This window comes from Romboutsia lituseburensis, from assembly GCF_024723825.1.
Lineage (GTDB): Bacteria > Bacillota > Clostridia > Peptostreptococcales > Peptostreptococcaceae > Romboutsia_F > Romboutsia_F lituseburensis_A.
In genome coordinates this window covers 3,400,889-3,419,395 of sequence record NZ_JANQBQ010000001.1, presented here as the reverse complement: position 1 = coordinate 3,419,395, position 18,507 = coordinate 3,400,889, and the positions used below count along the sequence as shown (strand labels likewise).

At 27.7% G+C, this 18,507-nt stretch carries 18 protein-coding genes; 1 reads left to right on the top strand and 17 read right to left on the bottom strand.

The genetic code is table 11. The features are described from left to right. Window positions 1-143 precede the first annotated feature (143 nt). Window positions 144-827, bottom strand: a complete 684-nt coding sequence (locus NWE74_RS16465) for a potassium channel family protein (protein WP_258244057.1) — start codon at window positions 825-827, stop codon at window positions 144-146. Between the two features lie 54 nt (window positions 828-881). Beyond that, entirely contained in the window at window positions 882-1,274 is a 393-nt protein-coding gene (locus tag NWE74_RS16460; protein WP_258244056.1) for a TrkA family potassium uptake protein, read from the bottom strand. A 180-nt stretch (window positions 1,275-1,454) separates the two neighbouring features. Here NWE74_RS16460 and NWE74_RS16455 point away from each other — a divergent pair, with 180 nt between their 5' ends. Beyond that, window positions 1,455-1,859 carry a hypothetical protein gene (locus NWE74_RS16455; RefSeq protein ID WP_258244055.1) on the top strand — a complete coding sequence of 135 codons (405 nt, stop codon included), beginning with the start codon at window positions 1,455-1,457 and terminating at the stop codon, window positions 1,857-1,859. Between the two features lie 89 nt (window positions 1,860-1,948). Here the strand turns inward: NWE74_RS16455 and NWE74_RS16450 are convergent, their stop codons facing one another. The 15 genes from NWE74_RS16450 to NWE74_RS16380 form a co-directional block, all read right to left on the bottom strand. Beyond that, window positions 1,949-2,482 carry a (Fe-S)-binding protein gene (locus tag NWE74_RS16450; RefSeq protein ID WP_258244054.1) on the bottom strand — a complete coding sequence of 178 codons (534 nt, stop codon included), beginning with the start codon at window positions 2,480-2,482 and terminating at the stop codon, window positions 1,949-1,951. Between the two features lie 16 nt (window positions 2,483-2,498). Then, window positions 2,499-3,641, bottom strand: a complete 1,143-nt coding sequence (locus tag NWE74_RS16445; RefSeq protein WP_258244053.1) for an aminotransferase class V-fold PLP-dependent enzyme — start codon at window positions 3,639-3,641, stop codon at window positions 2,499-2,501. Window positions 3,642-3,774: 133 nt separating this feature from the next. Next, entirely contained in the window at window positions 3,775-4,521 is a 747-nt protein-coding gene (locus NWE74_RS16440) for an ABC transporter permease (RefSeq protein WP_258244052.1), read from the bottom strand. Further along, complete coding sequence (locus NWE74_RS16435) at window positions 4,521-5,177, bottom strand: ABC transporter ATP-binding protein (protein ID WP_258244051.1); 657 nt, start codon at window positions 5,175-5,177, stop codon at window positions 4,521-4,523. Before NWE74_RS16435 ends, NWE74_RS16440 begins: the two co-directional genes overlap by 1 nt. 248 nt (window positions 5,178-5,425) lie before the next feature. Next, a complete protein-coding gene (locus NWE74_RS16430) occupies window positions 5,426-6,223 on the bottom strand; it encodes a Cof-type HAD-IIB family hydrolase (protein ID WP_258244050.1) in 798 nt (265 codons plus the stop codon). Between the two features lie 102 nt (window positions 6,224-6,325). Then, the gene (locus NWE74_RS16425; RefSeq protein ID WP_092725711.1) at window positions 6,326-7,111 is read right to left on the bottom strand and encodes an HAD family hydrolase; all 786 of its coding nucleotides are present in this window, start codon (window positions 7,109-7,111) and stop codon (window positions 6,326-6,328) included. An 897-nt stretch (window positions 7,112-8,008) separates the two neighbouring features. Further along, on the bottom strand, window positions 8,009-8,362 hold the full coding sequence (locus NWE74_RS16420; protein ID WP_258244049.1) for a response regulator: 354 nt from the start codon (window positions 8,360-8,362) through the stop codon (window positions 8,009-8,011). Window positions 8,363-8,535: 173 nt separating this feature from the next. Next, a complete protein-coding gene (locus NWE74_RS16415) occupies window positions 8,536-9,342 on the bottom strand; it encodes a CheR family methyltransferase (protein WP_258244048.1) in 807 nt (268 codons plus the stop codon). Continuing rightward, the gene (locus NWE74_RS16410) at window positions 9,326-9,808 is read right to left on the bottom strand and encodes a chemotaxis protein CheW (RefSeq protein WP_258244047.1); all 483 of its coding nucleotides are present in this window, start codon (window positions 9,806-9,808) and stop codon (window positions 9,326-9,328) included. Before NWE74_RS16410 ends, NWE74_RS16415 begins: the two co-directional genes overlap by 17 nt. Window positions 9,809-9,825: 17 nt before the next feature. Continuing rightward, window positions 9,826-10,311, bottom strand: coding sequence for a chemotaxis protein CheD (locus tag NWE74_RS16405; RefSeq protein ID WP_258244046.1), 486 nt, complete (start codon window positions 10,309-10,311; stop codon window positions 9,826-9,828). An 11-nt stretch (window positions 10,312-10,322) separates the two neighbouring features. Further along, the gene (locus NWE74_RS16400; protein WP_258244045.1) at window positions 10,323-10,937 is read right to left on the bottom strand and encodes a chemotaxis protein CheC; all 615 of its coding nucleotides are present in this window, start codon (window positions 10,935-10,937) and stop codon (window positions 10,323-10,325) included. Between the two features lie 29 nt (window positions 10,938-10,966). After that, the gene (locus NWE74_RS16395) at window positions 10,967-12,043 is read right to left on the bottom strand and encodes a protein-glutamate methylesterase/protein-glutamine glutaminase (RefSeq protein WP_258244044.1); all 1,077 of its coding nucleotides are present in this window, start codon (window positions 12,041-12,043) and stop codon (window positions 10,967-10,969) included. 114 nt (window positions 12,044-12,157) lie between these two features. Beyond that, complete coding sequence (locus NWE74_RS16390; RefSeq protein WP_258244043.1) at window positions 12,158-14,308, bottom strand: chemotaxis protein CheA; 2,151 nt, start codon at window positions 14,306-14,308, stop codon at window positions 12,158-12,160. An 89-nt stretch (window positions 14,309-14,397) separates the two neighbouring features. Continuing rightward, window positions 14,398-16,140, bottom strand: coding sequence for a methyl-accepting chemotaxis protein (locus NWE74_RS16385; protein ID WP_258244042.1), 1,743 nt, complete (start codon window positions 16,138-16,140; stop codon window positions 14,398-14,400). Between the two features lie 556 nt (window positions 16,141-16,696). Next, window positions 16,697-18,442, bottom strand: coding sequence for a methyl-accepting chemotaxis protein (locus NWE74_RS16380; RefSeq protein ID WP_258244041.1), 1,746 nt, complete (start codon window positions 18,440-18,442; stop codon window positions 16,697-16,699). Window positions 18,443-18,507 lie beyond the last annotated feature (65 nt).

The window sequence follows — 18,507 nt, the reverse complement described above, 5'->3', positions numbered from 1 at the left end:
TAATATTGACATATATGATAGTTCTTTTACCATACCAATAACTATCTCTTTAATTTTTAACATATTACACACCTCTAATATTAAATATAATTTTTATACTAGGTAATTTATGTTTAAATTATCATTTTTTAAATGGCAATAATCTAATGTCTAAATAATGCTTTTTCTAACTTCGAATAATTCTTACCATCTTCATTTGTCATATTATTACTATCTGTTACTAAAACAATCTTATCATTTTCTTTTATCAGAGTATCGCCCTTAGGATATATTACCTCCCCGTCCCTAAATACAGATACTAATACACAGTTAACTGGTATATCTAAGTTTTTAACTAGTTTATCGCACCATGATGCCTTTTTGTCTATATCTACTTCAGCTAATATTGTTTCTCCTCTTTCAAATATTTGTAATATCCTTATTTTTTCACTTTCACACTCCCAATCAATTAAGTTAGTTATTACTTGAGTACTACAAACCGTACTGTCTACTCCTAAAGTCTTAAATAACTGTTGATTTTTAGGGTTATTAACCCTAGCTATAGTATGTTGTATATTAAAATTATTTTTAACAACCTGGCAAATAACTAAGTTCTCCTCATCTTTTCCTGTAACTGCCGCTACAACATCTGCTACGTCTATATCTGCGTCTTTTAATACATCTATATCTGTTCCATCTCCATTTATTATATCTATATCAACTTGATCAGATATTTTTTCGCATAAATCCTTATCTTTTTCTATTAAAGTAACATCATGCTTTTTATTTTTCAGTGTATTTATAAGATAAAATCCAACTTTACCTCCACCAATTACTATAACTTTCATTTTTACTACCTCTTTTTATAATTTTTATAAATTTTTAAGATATTAGCCAATTTATTAAATTCTGCTTTTTAAATCATCAATACCTAATTTTATAGGATTTATATATTGTATATTTAATGATTTATAAATATGCTCTTTGCTTACATCTGCTACTTTTGCTATAACAGTATTTACTTTAAATATATCCTTTGCTACCTGACATGCAGTTATATTTATACTGTCATTTTGCGTTAGTGCTAAAAATACATCTGCATTTTCTATCCCTGCCTCTCTTAAAATATCTAAGTCGTACTCGATTCCAAGTATTCTTGTTGCATTTAGTCCCGTACCTAACAAATCCAACTTTTGTTTATCTCTGTCAACTATTACTAGATCATGCCCATCATCTAATAAGTCTTTAGCTAAGTTTGAGCCAATTCTACCACATCCTGCTATTATGATGTACATATGTTTTCACTCCTTAATTTGTATTTACATTGAATTGTATTACATTTTACATTAAATTGTGTAATCTTTTGAGTTAAATTTTGGTTAAAAATCTTTAATTAATGTACAACCCTAGGATTTATCTTTATGTTTAGAATATTTTTTATAAAAAGTATTAAACTATGATAAGGAGGTGTTCTTATGAAAAAATTAATTTTAACTTTATCTTTTATTTTCTTATTTTCTAGTATTTCATTTGCTTATAGTAGGGAAATTTCAGTAGAAAACAACACTGCACTTACTGAAAAATTAGGATATCCAGTAATAACTATAACTAATCATTCAAATCAAAAATTAAGTGTTGATTATAACTATTATAAGTATCCAGATAAAGCTCAAGTAGAAGATGTTCTTGCTACTGTTATCTTAGAACCTAATGAAACTAAAGAACTTCACCTAAAAGGACTTAAGTTCTTGGCAAATACTGGTCAAACAAGAAGGGTATGGTTTAGTTGGGACATCCCAGGAAGACTAAAACCAAAAGATGGCACTCTAGATACCCTACCATTTACTTATTCAGATACACAACAGGAGCAATTAGGATAATTAAATTTTCAAAATTAAAAGAGTGACTTTAAAATCTAATTTGATTAAGTCACTCTTTTTAAATTTTAACTAAATAAATTTATTTATATTTACAATTCATACCCAAGTAGTAAAACCATATCTTCTAATTTTTCTATGTTACTTTTATTTCCATTTTCATACAAATGCAAGCATCGCTTTAATTTACACTCACCTTTTATTAATTTGGTTGCAAATGCTAAACAAGTTTCTTGACCACATTTTTTGCAATTCAACTTAGGTAAATATGCATAAGCTTCTATTGGACTAGGTAATTTTCTAAGTTCATCAGATGGAGTTATCTTATCTCTTTTTTCATCAACTTCATTAATAATATCTTTTATATAATCTAATACTTCAAATGCTTCTGTTTCATTTATTAGTTTTGCTACATTTATATTATCTTCAAACATAGTTATAATTTTATGTTCCTTGTTAAACACAAATGTATTGGCTTTTTTATTATAAATTCCTGTTTTTAAATATGTATTTAAGTAAGGAAATATATCTCTTATATTTCTTGATACATTGGCCTTTATTCTTATTCTTTTTGAATCTGTTGTGCATGGTTGGATAAAACTTAAATCAATACTTTCTAAATACATTTTTATATTCCCCCATTTAGTCTTGTATTTCATTTAATGCATAAACTAAAGTATCAACTTCATGTTTTTCATTAAAATATCCTATTCCTATTCTTATACTTCCTATTTCCTTTGTACCTATTAATTCATGAGCATTTGGTGCACAATGAAGTCCTGCTCTAAGCATTATATTATGTTTTAAATCTAGTTCATTAACTACATCTTCAGCTCTTTTATTTTTTAAATTAAATGATATTACCCCTACAATATCACCACTTTTTTTAGGTCCATATATTTCAATATTTTTCACATTACTTAGCTTATCAATTGCATAATTCACTATTTCTGATTCTTTTTTATGAATTTTTTGTATAGTTTCTTTATTTATAAATTTGATAGCTTCCTTTAGTCCTGCTATCCCACTTACATTTAAAGTACCTGTTTCTAATTTATTTGGATAATAATCTGGTTGATATTCATATGCAGAATCTCCTCCAGTTCCACCTGCCTTTAAAGGTTTTATGTCATAATCACAATTTACTATAAGGCCACCAGTTCCCATTGGACCTAACAAACTTTTATGACCTGTAAAAGCTAACAAATCTATATTACTTTTATTTACATCTATGTCTATTACACCTGCTGTTTGAGCTGCATCTACCAAAAATAATATATTATTATTCTTAACTATTTTTCCTATTTCATCTATTGGCTGAATAGTACCTAATACATTTGATGCATGATTAAATACTATTAATTTTGTATTATCTTTTATTTCCTTTTCTACATCTAATGGATTTGTGTATCCTTCTTTACTAGCCTTAACTTTTGTTATAGTTATGTTTCTTTCTTTTTCTAAAGTTTTTAAACATCGCCATACAGCATTATGTTCTAAGCTACTTGTTATTACATGATCATTTTCTTCTAAAATTCCCCTTAATGCTAAATTTAAAGATTCGGTTACATTAGATGTAAATATTACTTTTTTATAATCCTTGAACTTAAATAAATCTCCTATTAACTTTCTAGTTTCATATACTAAAAAATCTGATTGCATAGCTTTTTGATAAGAGCCTCTTCCTGAGCTTGTCCCATTATTTATCATAAAATCATACATGGATTTTGCTACTATTTCTGGCTTTGGATATGATGTTGCTGCATTATCTAAATAAATCCCCATAACCCTTCCCCCTTAATGTTATGTTAATATTGCTTAATTTAATTTTAGCATAAAATCTATCTTAGATTATTTAATACACAAAAAAACGTAGAATTTTATAAATTAAATTCTACGTTTTTTAAATATAATGAAATTATATTTTAAGTTGTTTTCTTTCATTAAAGAAGTCTTTATAGGCCATATATGTAGCTAATATTACTGATATAGAAACTGATGATAATATCATAAATGTAACCATAATCTGAAACTTTATTGCTATAAGAGGTGATGCTCCACCTAATATAAGACCTGTCATCATTCCAGGAAGAGATACTATTCCTAGAGTTTTAGCTGAATCAATTGTAGGTATTATTGCCATTTTGATACTATCTCTAATTATTGTTTTAGATGCATCGCCTATATCACTTCCTAGAGATAGTTTTACCTCTACTTCACTTCTTCTATTTTTAAAACTCATATTTAAATTTCTATATGCTAATCCTATAGCTACCATAGAGTTACTTATTATCATTCCCCCTACTGGTATTATTTCATTTGGTACAAATGCTATAGCTTTTGATACTACAAGAACTGAAAGAGTAATAGTCGTTCCTACTATTATAGATATAAAAGAAATAAACTCACAGTTTTTAATTCCTTCTCCTCTTTTTTTAGTATTAAGTGCTGCATTTATTATCATAATTAACACTAAACAAATTGTGAATACAGGGCTTTTTTGACCAAATATAAATTCTAATATATATCCTACTATAACTAATTGAATAATTGCTCTAATCATACTTATAATAATTTCTTTTTCTAGCCCAAGCTTTTCTTTATAAGATATGAATATTGGTATAATGATTAAAACTGACGCTATTATTAATGATAATGTATCCATTATTTTAAAATCTCCTCTTTTACTATCTTCCCTTGCTCTATTTGAATTCTTTTATTAAATATAGACTCACTTTGCTCTAAACTATGAGTTATCCACATAACAGTTACACCATCTTCATTTAAATCTTTTATTAAATCCTGAACTATTTTAGCATTTTGAGAATCTAACCCTGATGTAACTTCATCCAAAAGTAATATTTCTGGCTTATACAATAAATTTCTTATCAGAGCTACTCTTTGCTTTTCTCCACCAGATAAAGAATTTATGCCTTTCTCTAAATAACTTTCATCTAAATTTAACTTTTCCATAAATTTAATTATCTTATCTTTATTAACTTCTTGTTTTCTAATTTTAAAGGGATAAGATAGATTTTGATAAACTGTATCTCCAAATAGATAAGGTATTTGAACACAATAACTTATTTGTTTTCTTAAGTTTATAGGTTCATATGAATTATAATTTCTTTCATAAAACGAAATGCTCCCACTTGTTGGACTTATAAGATCTGAACAAAGTTTTAATAAAGTACTTTTACCAGATCCCGAAGTACCTATAATTGATACACAATCTCCTTTTGATATGTTTAAATCTATACCATTTAAAATGTTGGTATTTTCAAAAGAATATTTTACATTTTTAAGGCTAAGTATACTCAAATTTAATCCTCCATAATATTGATATTTTATTATTACTGTCAATTTATATTATATAATAAAACTACCCCAAGATTATCATTTTTAAATATATAATATTGTTAATTTTCTGATTTTATAAAAATAACTATCTTAAATAATTAGCTTATAGATATATGCCCTATCATTAATTAATGACAAAAAAAGAATATATCAAAATTATTTCTTTAGTACAAAAACTAATTTCAATATACTCTTTACTTATCTTAACACTATTTTATTATAACTTCTAAGCAATTATGAAACTCATCTATTACATTACTCGCATGTTGTTTTAATTCTTCTTCTGCATAACTAAAAGTATATGAATTTTTATTGAATCTTTCAAACATACTTAAATCATTCCAAGAGTCTCCTATTACAAATACATCATCTTCATGAACTCCATAGTTTTCTAATACTCTTGAGATACCTTCTGCTTTAGATATATCCTTAGGAACTATATCTATAAAATATTTATTTCTATATATACTTAAACTATCACCCAGTTTACTTTCTATGTCTGCTATTTTTTCTTGTGTTTTTTCTATATCTTTATTTCTTATTTCAAGTCCTATAATATTTGCACTATATTTATTAGAATAAAACTCATCTTCTGTTATTCTAGTTACATTCCATTGTTCTTCCATACCATCTATTTCTAATACAGGATTATTAAAATATCCATCTACTATATATAAATTTTCACTGTCTGCGAAATAAAAGTTATAACTTTCTTTGTCTTTTGAGTCTTCAAATACTTTTTTTATAATGTCATCTGAAATATCTTTACTATAAATAACTTCAAGATTTTTATCTAGTACTACAGCACCATTACATAATATATATCCATCTGCTTCAATATTATAGTCTTTTACTAAATGCTTAACTCCACCAAAATTTCTTCCTGTACATAATAAAAAGGCATGTCCATTTTCTCTAAACTTCTTGATATACTCTATACTTTTTTCATGTATACCATCATTTACATATAATGTTCCATCTACATCAGATGCTAATAATTTTCTCATAATCCCTCCTAAGTACTCTTTGATTTATATATTACCATAATAAAAAAAAAGATGTAAGTAATCTACATCTTTTTATATTTATATCAATTAAATCTAAATTTGTTATATAGCTATGTTGTTTTTAATAGCTTCTACTACTCCATTTTCATCGTTACTTTTAGCTCTAAATCTAGCAACCTTTTTTAAGTCATCATGTGCATTTTCCATAGCATAACTATGATAAGCTGCACCCATCATTTCTAAGTCGTTTAGATAATCTCCAAATACCATTGTTTCTTCAAAATTTATACCTAACTTTTCTTGAAGTGCTTTAATGGCAACGCCTTTATTGGCTCCTTTTGCAGTGATATCTAACCAAATTTCACCTGATATCGTCACTTGAAGGTTCTCTCTATAATCATTAAAGTATTTATTACTATTATTTTCAGATCCCGAGAAGTCACAAATAGTTACTTTTAATATATCGTCATCTATTTGATTTACATCTTCAACAATTTCATATCTCTCATAATATTTCGATACTTCTTTTATAAACTCTTCATTATCACTTTCTACATATGCAGCTTTTTTGCCACATAAGATTACATATGAATTATCTATTGTTCTTCCGATTTGTATAAGTTCTCTTGCTACACATTTATCTAGTGCATTTATAAATAATTCCTCATCTTTATATACTACAAAAGTTCCATTTTCTGCGATAAACATCATTCTATCTTTTATAGATTCAAAACGCTTAGCTAAATTATAATATTGTCTTCCACTTGCTGCTGCAAATATTATATTATTTTGTTCTAACTTTTCAAATACATCAAAAAACTCATCATGAATTTCATTATTTCTATTTAATAAAGTTCCATCCATATCCGTTGCTATAAATTTAATCATTTTGTAACCTCCCCAAATTGTGATGTTAATTTTAATTATATCAAATTTAGACAAGTAATTCTTATTTTTGTATAAAAAGAACTTTATTGTTGAGTAATATCATTATTTAATTTATAATACCTTTTTGTGTATAATTTAAATTTTATAAAATTAAAAGTTTTCTCATTACTTTATACATTATAAAATTTATAACAAATAAACTGACTAAAGTTAAAAGTAAATTATGACTAAAGAATTTAAAACATATGATCACCCCTATAACCTGTGATACCATAAATATTGATAAAATTAAAATCAAATTAAAAATTAAACTTTTTTCTTTTATTATCTTCCCACTAAAATTTTTCAACTTTGTATCCAATCTTTAACACCACCATTAACCATTTATATTTTAGTACTTTTATAATTTATTTAACTTATTATAATCATGTCATTTGTTAGATTTATGTACTTTTACTCACAATTACTATTATACAATATAATTCGTTTATTTTTAGATAAATCTATCAATTGGTAAAATTTTAATTTACTATATTAATTATATATCTTACCAGTTAAAACCTTTGTTAATTTATACTATTATAATACAATATAAATCTTAAGATTTTCTTAACTAAATTCTTAAGATTTTATTACAAATTTTAGAATTTGTATAAACAGTTTACTAATCAAGTCAATTTATGTTAATTATAAATACTAATTATGCTAAAGTATTTATCTACTATATGCCCTTATACGCAATAAAAAGGAAGCATATGCTTCCTTTTTTGTTAATTGCTAATTTAATTAATGTTTATGTATATTAATAAAAAAGTCGCTTCGCTTAAGCCACTGCGTGGGCGCTACAACTTTCTGTCGCCAACGACTTCGTCCGTTGCTCAAGCCTAGCAGTTGGTATTATAACTTAGATAAAGCAGATATTAACATTTCTTCTTTGAAAGGTTTTACTATAAATCCTTTTGCTCCATATATTATAGCTTCTTTCATTCTTGCTTCTTGTCCTAAAGCTGATATCATTACTACTGCTGCCGCTGGATTTACTTTCTTTATCTCTCTTAATGCTTCTAATCCATCCATTTCTGGCATTGTTATATCCATTGTTACTATATCTGGTTGTAGCTCTTTGTACTTCTCTATTGCTACTAATCCATTTTCAGCTTCTCCAACTATTTCAAACCCATGCTTTGAAATCATGTTACGAATAGACATACGCATAAATGCTGCATCGTCAACTATTAATACTTTTTTCATTTTGTTCCTCCATGTTATTAATTTTAGTCTTTTACCTAGTTTAAAATAATGCTCTTATATAGCTTTATACTAGCACTAGATATATCAAAATTAGTATTTTTATTTTTAAATTTATCCACTAATTATTATACCTAAAAATTTAAATTCTTACAAAATCTTTATTTAAATTTTCTCTATTTTTTTACATATACTGATGGTTTTATACGTTCAAAATTATTTTGTAAATTCGATAAATTTTCTGATAGTCCAATTATTAAGTATCCACCCGGTTTAAGAGCTTCATAAAGTCTCTTACATAATTTTTCTTTTGTAGGATTATCAAAATAAATCATAACATTTCTACAGAAAATAACATCATATTTACGTCTTTCCCATCCTATATCCTTATTTAAATTAAAATATTTAAATTCAACTAAGCTTTTTATACTATCATTAATTACATAATTTTTTTCATTTATCTTTTTAAAGTAATTCTTAACCCATGGTTGTGGTAATTTTGCTATTTTATCTGGTGAATAAGCACCTAGTTTTGCTTGTTTTAATACATTGTTAGATATATCAGATGCTGTTATAGCTATTTTTGATCTTGTATTTATACCAAATACACTTGATGCCAACATAGCTATACAATATGCTTCTTCTCCTGTAGACGAAGCTGCTGACCATATTTTCAAACCTCCTACTGTTGGTTTTTTTAGGGCTTTTGCAAAAACTTCATCTTTTAAAAATTCATAATGCATTTCTTCACGCATAAAATATGTAAAGTTAGTAGTAAGTCTTTCTACTAAAATTGAAGCTTGCTCTCCTGTTCTATCTTGTATTAAAGCATCTATATAGCTTTTAAAATCCGTAAATCCTAAACGCTTTACAACAAGTAGTAGTCTAGTTTCAATTAATGTTCTTTTATTTTCTAAATTTATGCCATAGTTATTATACATAAAGTTTTTTAAACGCATAAAGTCATTATTCGTTAATTTCATAATTCATATCCCCTATAATTTCTACTAATGAATTACAGTCTAATATTAACTGAACTTCATTGTTTATTTCACTAATACCACTTATAAAGTTTTGAGCTATACCATCTTTATTTGATGTTGTCTTCATTATTTGATTATCCGATATATTTATAACTTCATTTACTGCATCAACTATTAAACCTATTGTATTTCCTTGATGTTCAATTATAATTACACAAGTTCTTTCATCATATTCAATAGGCTCCAAATCAAATCTCATTCTAGCATCCATTACTGGAATTATTGTACTTCTTAAGTTTATAATTCCCTTAATGTATTTAGGAATGAATGGAACTTTTGTTAATGGTAGCATTTCTATAATTTCTATAATGTATTTTGATGATAATGCATATTTTTTGTTATCTATAATAAATACCATGTATAAATTATCTATCTTACCCTCTACTATCTCTTCATTTTCGTTCACTAAAATACATCCTCCTTTTAGATATACTTTTCACTTTTTCCAACACTTTTAATACGTAATTTACTTGTCGCAGTGTCAAATACAATAGTTCTCCCACAAGTTCCTAAAACATCTTCAGAAACAATAGCGATATTTAATTTAGCTAATGTTTCTTTACATGCTTTTACATTTTTTTCTCCAATGGTAAATATACTATTTCCTGTATTTTTAAAGTTAAACATATGTGCACCACCTGCTAATTTAGCTCTTATAAACCTAGCATTTGCACCCGCCTTTATCATTTCTTGATATAATAAATTAATTCCTGAATCTGCATATTTTGCTTTATTTACTACACTTTTTTCAAATTTCGAATCTGAAAGCAAAACATGAACTAGTCCTGCTACTTTACTTATTTCATCATAAAGTACAACACCACAGCAAGAACCTAACCCTACTGTCATTATTTGATTAGGTGCTTTTACAATTTTAAAATCTGCTATACCTACTATAACATTTTCCATTAATTACACTCCTAAATACCAAATCCTAATGCTGATAATAACTTTTCACATGAATCAACTTTAGGAATAAAGTAATATTTGCCTTCTACTTGCTTATCTCTTGTAAAGAAGTCTGTTTCTATACATAGTATCGAGTCTGAAACTTGTCCATATATTGCAGCTGGTAAATTCATTATTGCTCCAACCATATCTACAGCAAAATACGGTACTGATGGTATTATGCTTAAGTTTGTCATCTCTGATATTGATGTTAAATACGCTCCACAAAGTATATTACATATTTCTCCTATTGAACTTAACTCTTTACAAACACCTTCATAATCATTTCTATCACATTTAATTTCTTGTTTAGTTATTTTTGATAATAAATTAAAAGCTGAATCAACTTTCATAATAAACATAACAAATCCATCTATATCTTCTGAAAGCTCTAATACCGCTCCTACAACTAATTCTTCTGCTGAAGTATAACTATTTGTTATGTCTGAAAATTTAACCATTTCACCATTTGGTAAACCAATATTTACTATTTCATCTACCATCATAGATAATGAAGTAGATGCATTTCCAGATCCTATATTACTTATTTCTCGAAATACATTCAATTTATCGCATCCAAATTCCATATATAACCTCTTTCTATCTATTCATTAGATTATACTTTTGTTTGCATTCTTTTTAACTGATTCCAAATTGCATTTGGCATCATATCTAAAGACGTTTCTTTGCAAACTGCACCCATATTCATAGCCGCCATTGGCATTCCATAAACTACACATGAGTGTTTGTTTTGGCCAAGAGTATAACCGCCTGCTTTTTTTATTCCTAGAAGACCTTTAGCACCATCATGACCCATTCCAGTTAAAATTACGCCTATTGCATTATCTTTAGCTGCTTGAGCTACAGAATCAAATAAATAATCTACTGATGGGCAATGGCCACTAATCTTTTCTCCCGACTTAATTTCTAACACATATTTATTGCTTTTTCTTGCAATTCCCATTTGAAGTCCACCTGGAGCAATATATGCATATCCACTTAATAGTTCTTGTCCATTTCTACCTTCACATATGTTAATCACACACTCTTTATTTAGTCTCTCTGCATATCTTTTTGTAAATATAGGTGGCATATGTTGTGTAATAACTATTGGTGGTAATCCTGATGGTAATTGCTTTAATAATTTACTTATAGCTTCTACGCCTCCCATAGATGCACCTATAGCTATTACTTCTTTGTTGTTATATCCCCTTTTTGCAACGCTACTACTTGTTGTAGCTCTTGGCTTAACTGAGTCAACTGATTGAGATTGAGCATATTTAATATTTTTCTTTTTTTCTAATTTTGCAACAGATGCTTCCTTTATTTTAGTTGCAAGATCTTTTGAAAATTCATCCATTGTAGTTGCAGTTGGTTTATCAACAAATCCAACTGCACCTGCACTTATAGCTTCGAAGCATCTTCCATCTGCTCCACTTATAACTATTGTAGGAATAGGAAATTGTTCCATCAATATCTTTAAAAATTCTATTCCATTTATTCCTGGCATTTCTATATCTAATGTTAATACATCTGGTCTTAACTGTAATATCTTATCTCTAGCTTCATATGAATCCTTAGCAGTATCTACAACCTCTAGTTCTGGATCCTCTTGAAGATACTTTGATATAACACGTCTAAATATGCTAGAATCATCAATTACTAATACTTTTATTTTTTTATTTTTTTCCATAGACTATATCTCCTTTTAAATACCCTTAATGTCTTAATTCATTTATGTCTATTTTTTTCTTAGAAATTTAAATAGTTTGGTCTATAGTAACTGTGTCAAATTTGTTAATATCTTCTACCTACTAATGATGGCATTTACATCAAATATTAAACTAATAGAACCATCTTCTAGTATTGAACAACCTGACATGTGAGATTGAACTTTGTCAAATTGCGTTAACAGTGTAGGTATCGGTTTTATTACAACATGTTGCTGACCTATTATACGGTCTACTATTATACACACATTACCCATTTCAGACTCAACTAAAATCATAATACCTTCATCAGATTTTTCACTTTCTATACCTAATAGATTTGATAATCTTTTAATTTCATAACAATTACCTCTTATGATACTATGTTCTTCTCCATTTGGATTTTGAACTATCTCATATGATCCTTGTCTAAATACTTCTTTTATATTAAGTGATGGTATTATGTATATTTCATCACCTATTTGAACTTTCATACCATCTACTATAGCAAGCGTTAAAGGTATACGAATTATTATCATAGTACCTTTGCCTTCTTCACTGTCTATATTTATAGAACCTCTTAACTTACGTATGTTTGTATGAACAACGTCCATACCCACCCCACGTCCAGAGAACTCTGTTACTGCTTCTTTTGTTGAGAAACCTGGAGCTAATATAAAGTTATATGCTTCCTTATCACTTATTTCATCTAAACTTTTATTAGTTATTCCTTTTTCAATAGCTTTTTTAACTAAAGCTTCTTTATTTAATCCTTTACCATCATCTTTTATAACTATTACTACATCTCCACCTGTATTTTTAGCTTCTAATGTAATTGTTCCTTTTTCTGGCTTAGATTTTGCTATACGATCTTCTGGCATTTCTATACCGTGATCCATACTGTTTCTTATCATATGCATTAGTGGATCTGATATATTTTCTAGTATAGTTTTATCTACTTCTGTTTGTTCTCCAACTAATACTAAATCAACGTGCTTACCTGTTTTTTTACACATATCTCTTACAACTCTTTGCATTTTTGTAAATGTTGAAGAAATAGGTACCATACGTATAGACATTACAACATCTTGTAGTTCTGTTGTTAATTGATGTAATCTTCTAGCTTGTTTTTCAAACATATCCCTATCAAAGTTTTCTAACTGAGATTGTTTTTCTACCATAGATTCTGTTGTAACTATCTCTCCAACTAAATTCATTAACATATCAACTTTACTTATATTAACAGTTAAATAGCTGTTTTTATTAGAGTGCGCTTGATTATTTTGAGATTTAGCTTCTTTTTTAGGTGAATCTGATTTTTTATTATCTTTTTGTAATTCATTTGATTTTTCTTTATTTAGCGCTTCATTTATTTTATTTACTTCATTATTTACAACTTCTTGATTTTTATCTAAATTTTCTTCATGTACATCTTCACTAGTAATTGCAACTTCCGCAATAGCATTTTCTGTAGTGCTACTAGCTGGCTCTTGCTCTTTTTCTTTAATTTCTACAAGGTCATAACTTTGTAAAAACATAGTTTCTTCAATGCACTTTTCTATTTCTGCTCTTTCTTTTTCTGTAGATAGATATAACTCAAAACCATTTTCAACAATTTCTTTATCACAATCACTGTTTAAGTCTTCTGGAATAGTTTTTAGACTAGAGCATAATCCTTCTATAGATACCATTAATCCAAGTGCTCTAATTGACTCCATACCACATCCACTTTCAAATAGGACCTTTGCATGGTACTGAGTTTGTCCATCTATTTTTTCTAATTTTACAGTATTACTTTCCGCGCTTTCTTCTCCTGGGAAATTTATTTCTAAATTTTGTTCTGCAGTTTCTTCTTCTTTTAATAACTTTATAACTCTTTCATGAAGTTCATCTATGCTAGCTTCAGGAAATAGTCCTTCTTGAACATTATTTATTTCTTCTTTCAAGAAATCTGTAATTGCTAAAGTAACATCTATAACCTCTTCCCATTTATCATAAGAAAGTTCTCTACCTTTACGTATTTCATCGAAAACATCTTCTATACTATGAGTAATATGCATTAAACTTTCATATCCCATCATAGCTGATGCACCTTTTATGGTATGCATTACACGGAAAATTTCTTCTATTTGTTCACTTTCTAATCCACCATCATCTGATTGACCGCCAAGTAAAATTTCTTCTAATTGTTCTAGTAATTGCATATTTTCATATACATAAAATTCAACCATAGAATCTACGCCGCTCATATTTTTTCTCCTTTATAATTTATAAAAATATATTTAAACATTCTTTTATATTTAATTTTTAAAAATGGAAGCCTAAAAGCTTCCATTTTTTACTCAAACTCATTCATAGCAAAATAACTACTTTCATCATTTCTAAAATTTACAGACTTATTAGATGATCTTTGACCTTTTAATTTAAAGTTTTCTATAAGTGATTTAAGCATTTGAGCTTGTCCACTTAATTCTTCACTTGCTGCAGCACTTTCCTCTGATGTTGCTGAATTTGTTTGTACTACTGCTGATATTTGCTCTACACCTAATGTTACTTGTGCTATTGCAGTTGCTTGTTCTTCTGATTCTTTAGCTATCTCATCAACTATTTCAATAGTTTTATTTGTTGTATCAATAATTCTATTAAGTGACTTGGCTGTATTGTCTACTATATTAGTTCCATTTTCAACTGCTTTTATAGAATTTTCTATAAGAGTAGACGTGTTTTGAGCAGCTTCTGCGGATTTTGCTGCTAGGTTTCTTACCTCATCTGCTACTACAGCAAATCCTTTACCTGCGCTTCCTGCTCTTGCTGCTTCTACCGCTGCATTAAGTGCTAATATATTTGTTTGGAATGCTATATCATCTATTGTCTTTATTATTCTTCCTATCTCATTTGATGTAAATGATATTTCTTCCATTGCACTTATCATTTGTTTCATTTGTGCATTTCCTTCTTCTACTTCATGTCCTGCACTTAATGTTAGACTATTAGCCTCTATTGCATTTTTTGCAGTATTTTTAATTTTTTCAGATATATCTATTATCGTTGCTGATAATTCTTCTATTGAACTTGCTTGTTCTGTTGCTCCTTGCGATAACATTTGTGAGCCACTTGCAACTTGGTCTGATGCAGCTCCTACTTCTTCTGATGCTAAATTTATTTGTGACATTGTTTCACTTAAATCATTTGTTATCTTATCTACTGATTTTTCTATTGCTTTGAATACGCCTATATATTCTACTTTAGTATCTACATCAAAGTTTCCTGAAGCAACATCTCCTAAAACATGTACTGTATCATTAATTATATCTTTTATTTTTTCACTCATTTGAAGCATACTATTTGATAAGTTGCCTAATTCATCTTTTGCTTCATAATCAATTTCTATATCAAAATTACCTTCTGCCATTTTATTTGCAGCAGCTTCTATTTGCTCTATTGGTGTTTTTAAATGTTTTGTAAGATATATACATACAAATAGACCAAATATTATACTTAAAGTATTAAGTGTTGTAGATATAAATCTTGATTTTGCAACGCTTAATGCTACTTGTTTATCAAATTCAACACCAATAGTTTGTGCTTTTTCATATAAGTCATCTGAGTTTTTGCTAATTTTTCCAAATATATTAGCATATGTACTTATATCTATATCAATTAATAAACCACTAAACCCTTCTTGTTTAGTTTGCTGATATATTTTTTCATATTCTTGCTTTAATTGACTAGTTAAACTTTCAATATTATTTATGTTCTCTGTAACATTATCACTTTCAGGATTGCTGCGAAGCGTCTCCAAACTTTTCGCTATATTATCAAACTCTCCTAAAATTTTCACTCTATGTGACTCGTGGTCATTATCTGCAAATGAACCATTAATATATCTTGATATCCCTACTATATTATTACGAATTGACATAGCTTGATTAGTTAATTGGTACGGCCCCTCAAATAATTCATGGCTTAATGATCCTGATTTTTTCAGGTTATATACTGCATTACCATTTGCTAAAGCTGTAAACATAAGCAGTACAATAAAGCATATACCAATTTTCTTACCTATTTTAATATTTTTCATATAAATGCCTCCCATGCACTTTAAATTAGATAATATAATACCTTATATTTAAATAAATAAATTTAAATAACCCAATTTTAAAAAACTATAATAAAAATATTAAAACCATTTTAACCATAATAAATTTTTTAATTTTTTTTAGTATAAAACTCAAACTTTATATTTTCCCTTAATTTTATTACATATTTTACTTCTTAAAGTTTTTGTTAATTACAAAATAATACTACTATTTTATAAAGCTATTCTATCTTCATTCCAATATATATCCTAAAACTCCCTCCATTATTGTTTTAAGCATATATATTAAAAGTTACTAATTATTTTGTTACTAAACAATTTATTACTTTTTTTATACGGATAAATATGTAATTACTTTATATTTTATGTAATATATTTTCTTATGCTGTCAAATTTCATCAGTTTTATTAAATACATGATTTCTTTGATTTATTTATACAAAAATTTGCTTTGCTCATGTCGCCAATGACTTCGTCCGTTGCTCAAAAAAAGGAAGCTTAATAGCTTCCCTAATTAACAGTTATCCTCATAAAATCTTTTATATTTCATTTTTAGCGAAATAATCATTTGAATCTGAATCAAAATTTATAGATTTATAACCATTTCTATCATCTTTTAATTTAAAGTTCTCTATAAGTGATTTTAACATTTGAGCTTGTCCACTTAATTCTTCACTTGCTGCTGCACTTTCTTCTGATGTTGCTGAATTTGTTTGTACTACTGCTGATATTTGCTCTACACCTAATGTTACTTGAGATATAGCATCTGCTTGTTCTTCAGACTCTTTAGCTATTTCATCAACAATTCTAATTGTTTGATTTGTCGTATCTATTATTTTTTGTAAAGAATCAGCTGTATGATTTACAATTTCAGTTCCATTATCTACTGCCTTTATAGAGTTTTCTATAAGTGTAGATGTGTTTTTAGCTGCTTCTGCTGATTTTGCTGCTAGGTTCCTTACTTCATCTGCTACTACTGCAAATCCTTTACCTGCACTTCCTGCTCTTGCCGCTTCTACTGCTGCATTAAGTGCTAATATATTTGTTTGGAATGCTATGTCATCTATTGTCTTTATTATTCTTCCTATCTCATTTGATGTAAATGAGATTTCTTCCATTGCACTTACCATTTGTTTCATTTGTGCATTTCCTTCTTCTACTTCATGTCCAGCACTTAATGTTAATCTATTAGCTTCTCCTGCATTTTTAGCAGTATTTTTGATTTTCTCAGATATATCCATTATTGTTGCTGATAATTCTTGTATTGAACTTGCTTGTTCTGTTGCTCCTTGTGATAGCATTTGTGATCCACTTGCAACTTGATCTGATGCAGCTCCTACTTCTTCTGCAGCAGTATTTATTTGTGACATTGTTCCACTTAAATCATTTGTTATTCTATTTACTGACTTTTCAATATTTTTAAATACGCCTATATACTCTACCTTAGTTTCTACATCAAAGTTTCCAGATGCTACTTCACCTAAAACATCCACTGTATCATGTATAACTTCATTGATTTTATCACTCATTTGACGCATACTATTTGATAAGTTTCCTAATTCATCTTTTGACTCATAATCAATTTCTATATCAAAGTCACCTTCTGCCATTTTATTTGCAGCGATTTCTATTTCTTCAATAGGCTTCTTTAAACCTCTTGTTATAAATATACATATACCTACGCCTAAAACTATACTAAATATACTCATAGATAAAGAAGCAATCCATGATTTTGTAACTGTAGATTTGACTCCTCCATCAAATTCTACTCCTTTGTTTTCTGCATTTTCATATAAATTCATTGCATTTTTCACACATTTATCATACGTTTGATAGTACGCAAGGCCTTCATTTATTACTAAATCTTTTGCTGATTTAAAGTCACCTGCCTTTATAAATGTATTTGCTTTTTCATACTCTTGTCTTAATTGTGCTACAGAACTTTCTAGTTCATTAACTAATTGTTGATCTGCAGATGGATCTTCACGAATTATTTTTACTCTTTCATTTATACTGTTAAAATTTTCTACTATTGTACTTTCATAACTAGCTTCTGTTGGATTTTCTGAAAGAAGCGCATACGCAAGATTTTGATCCATTGATGCCAAATCTCTACGTATTCCCATAGATTGATTAGTCAATTGATAAGGCCCTTTAAATAAATCATGACTTAATGATCCTGCCTTTTTTAAATTATACAGTGCATTCCCACTTGCAATTACTGTTATAAGTAATAATACAAAAAAGCATACACCTAATTTTTTTCCAATTTTCATGTTTTTCATATTGTGAGTCCCCCTCATTAATCTTCTTTTTATATTATGTAATTTTTAAATTCAAAGATTAAATT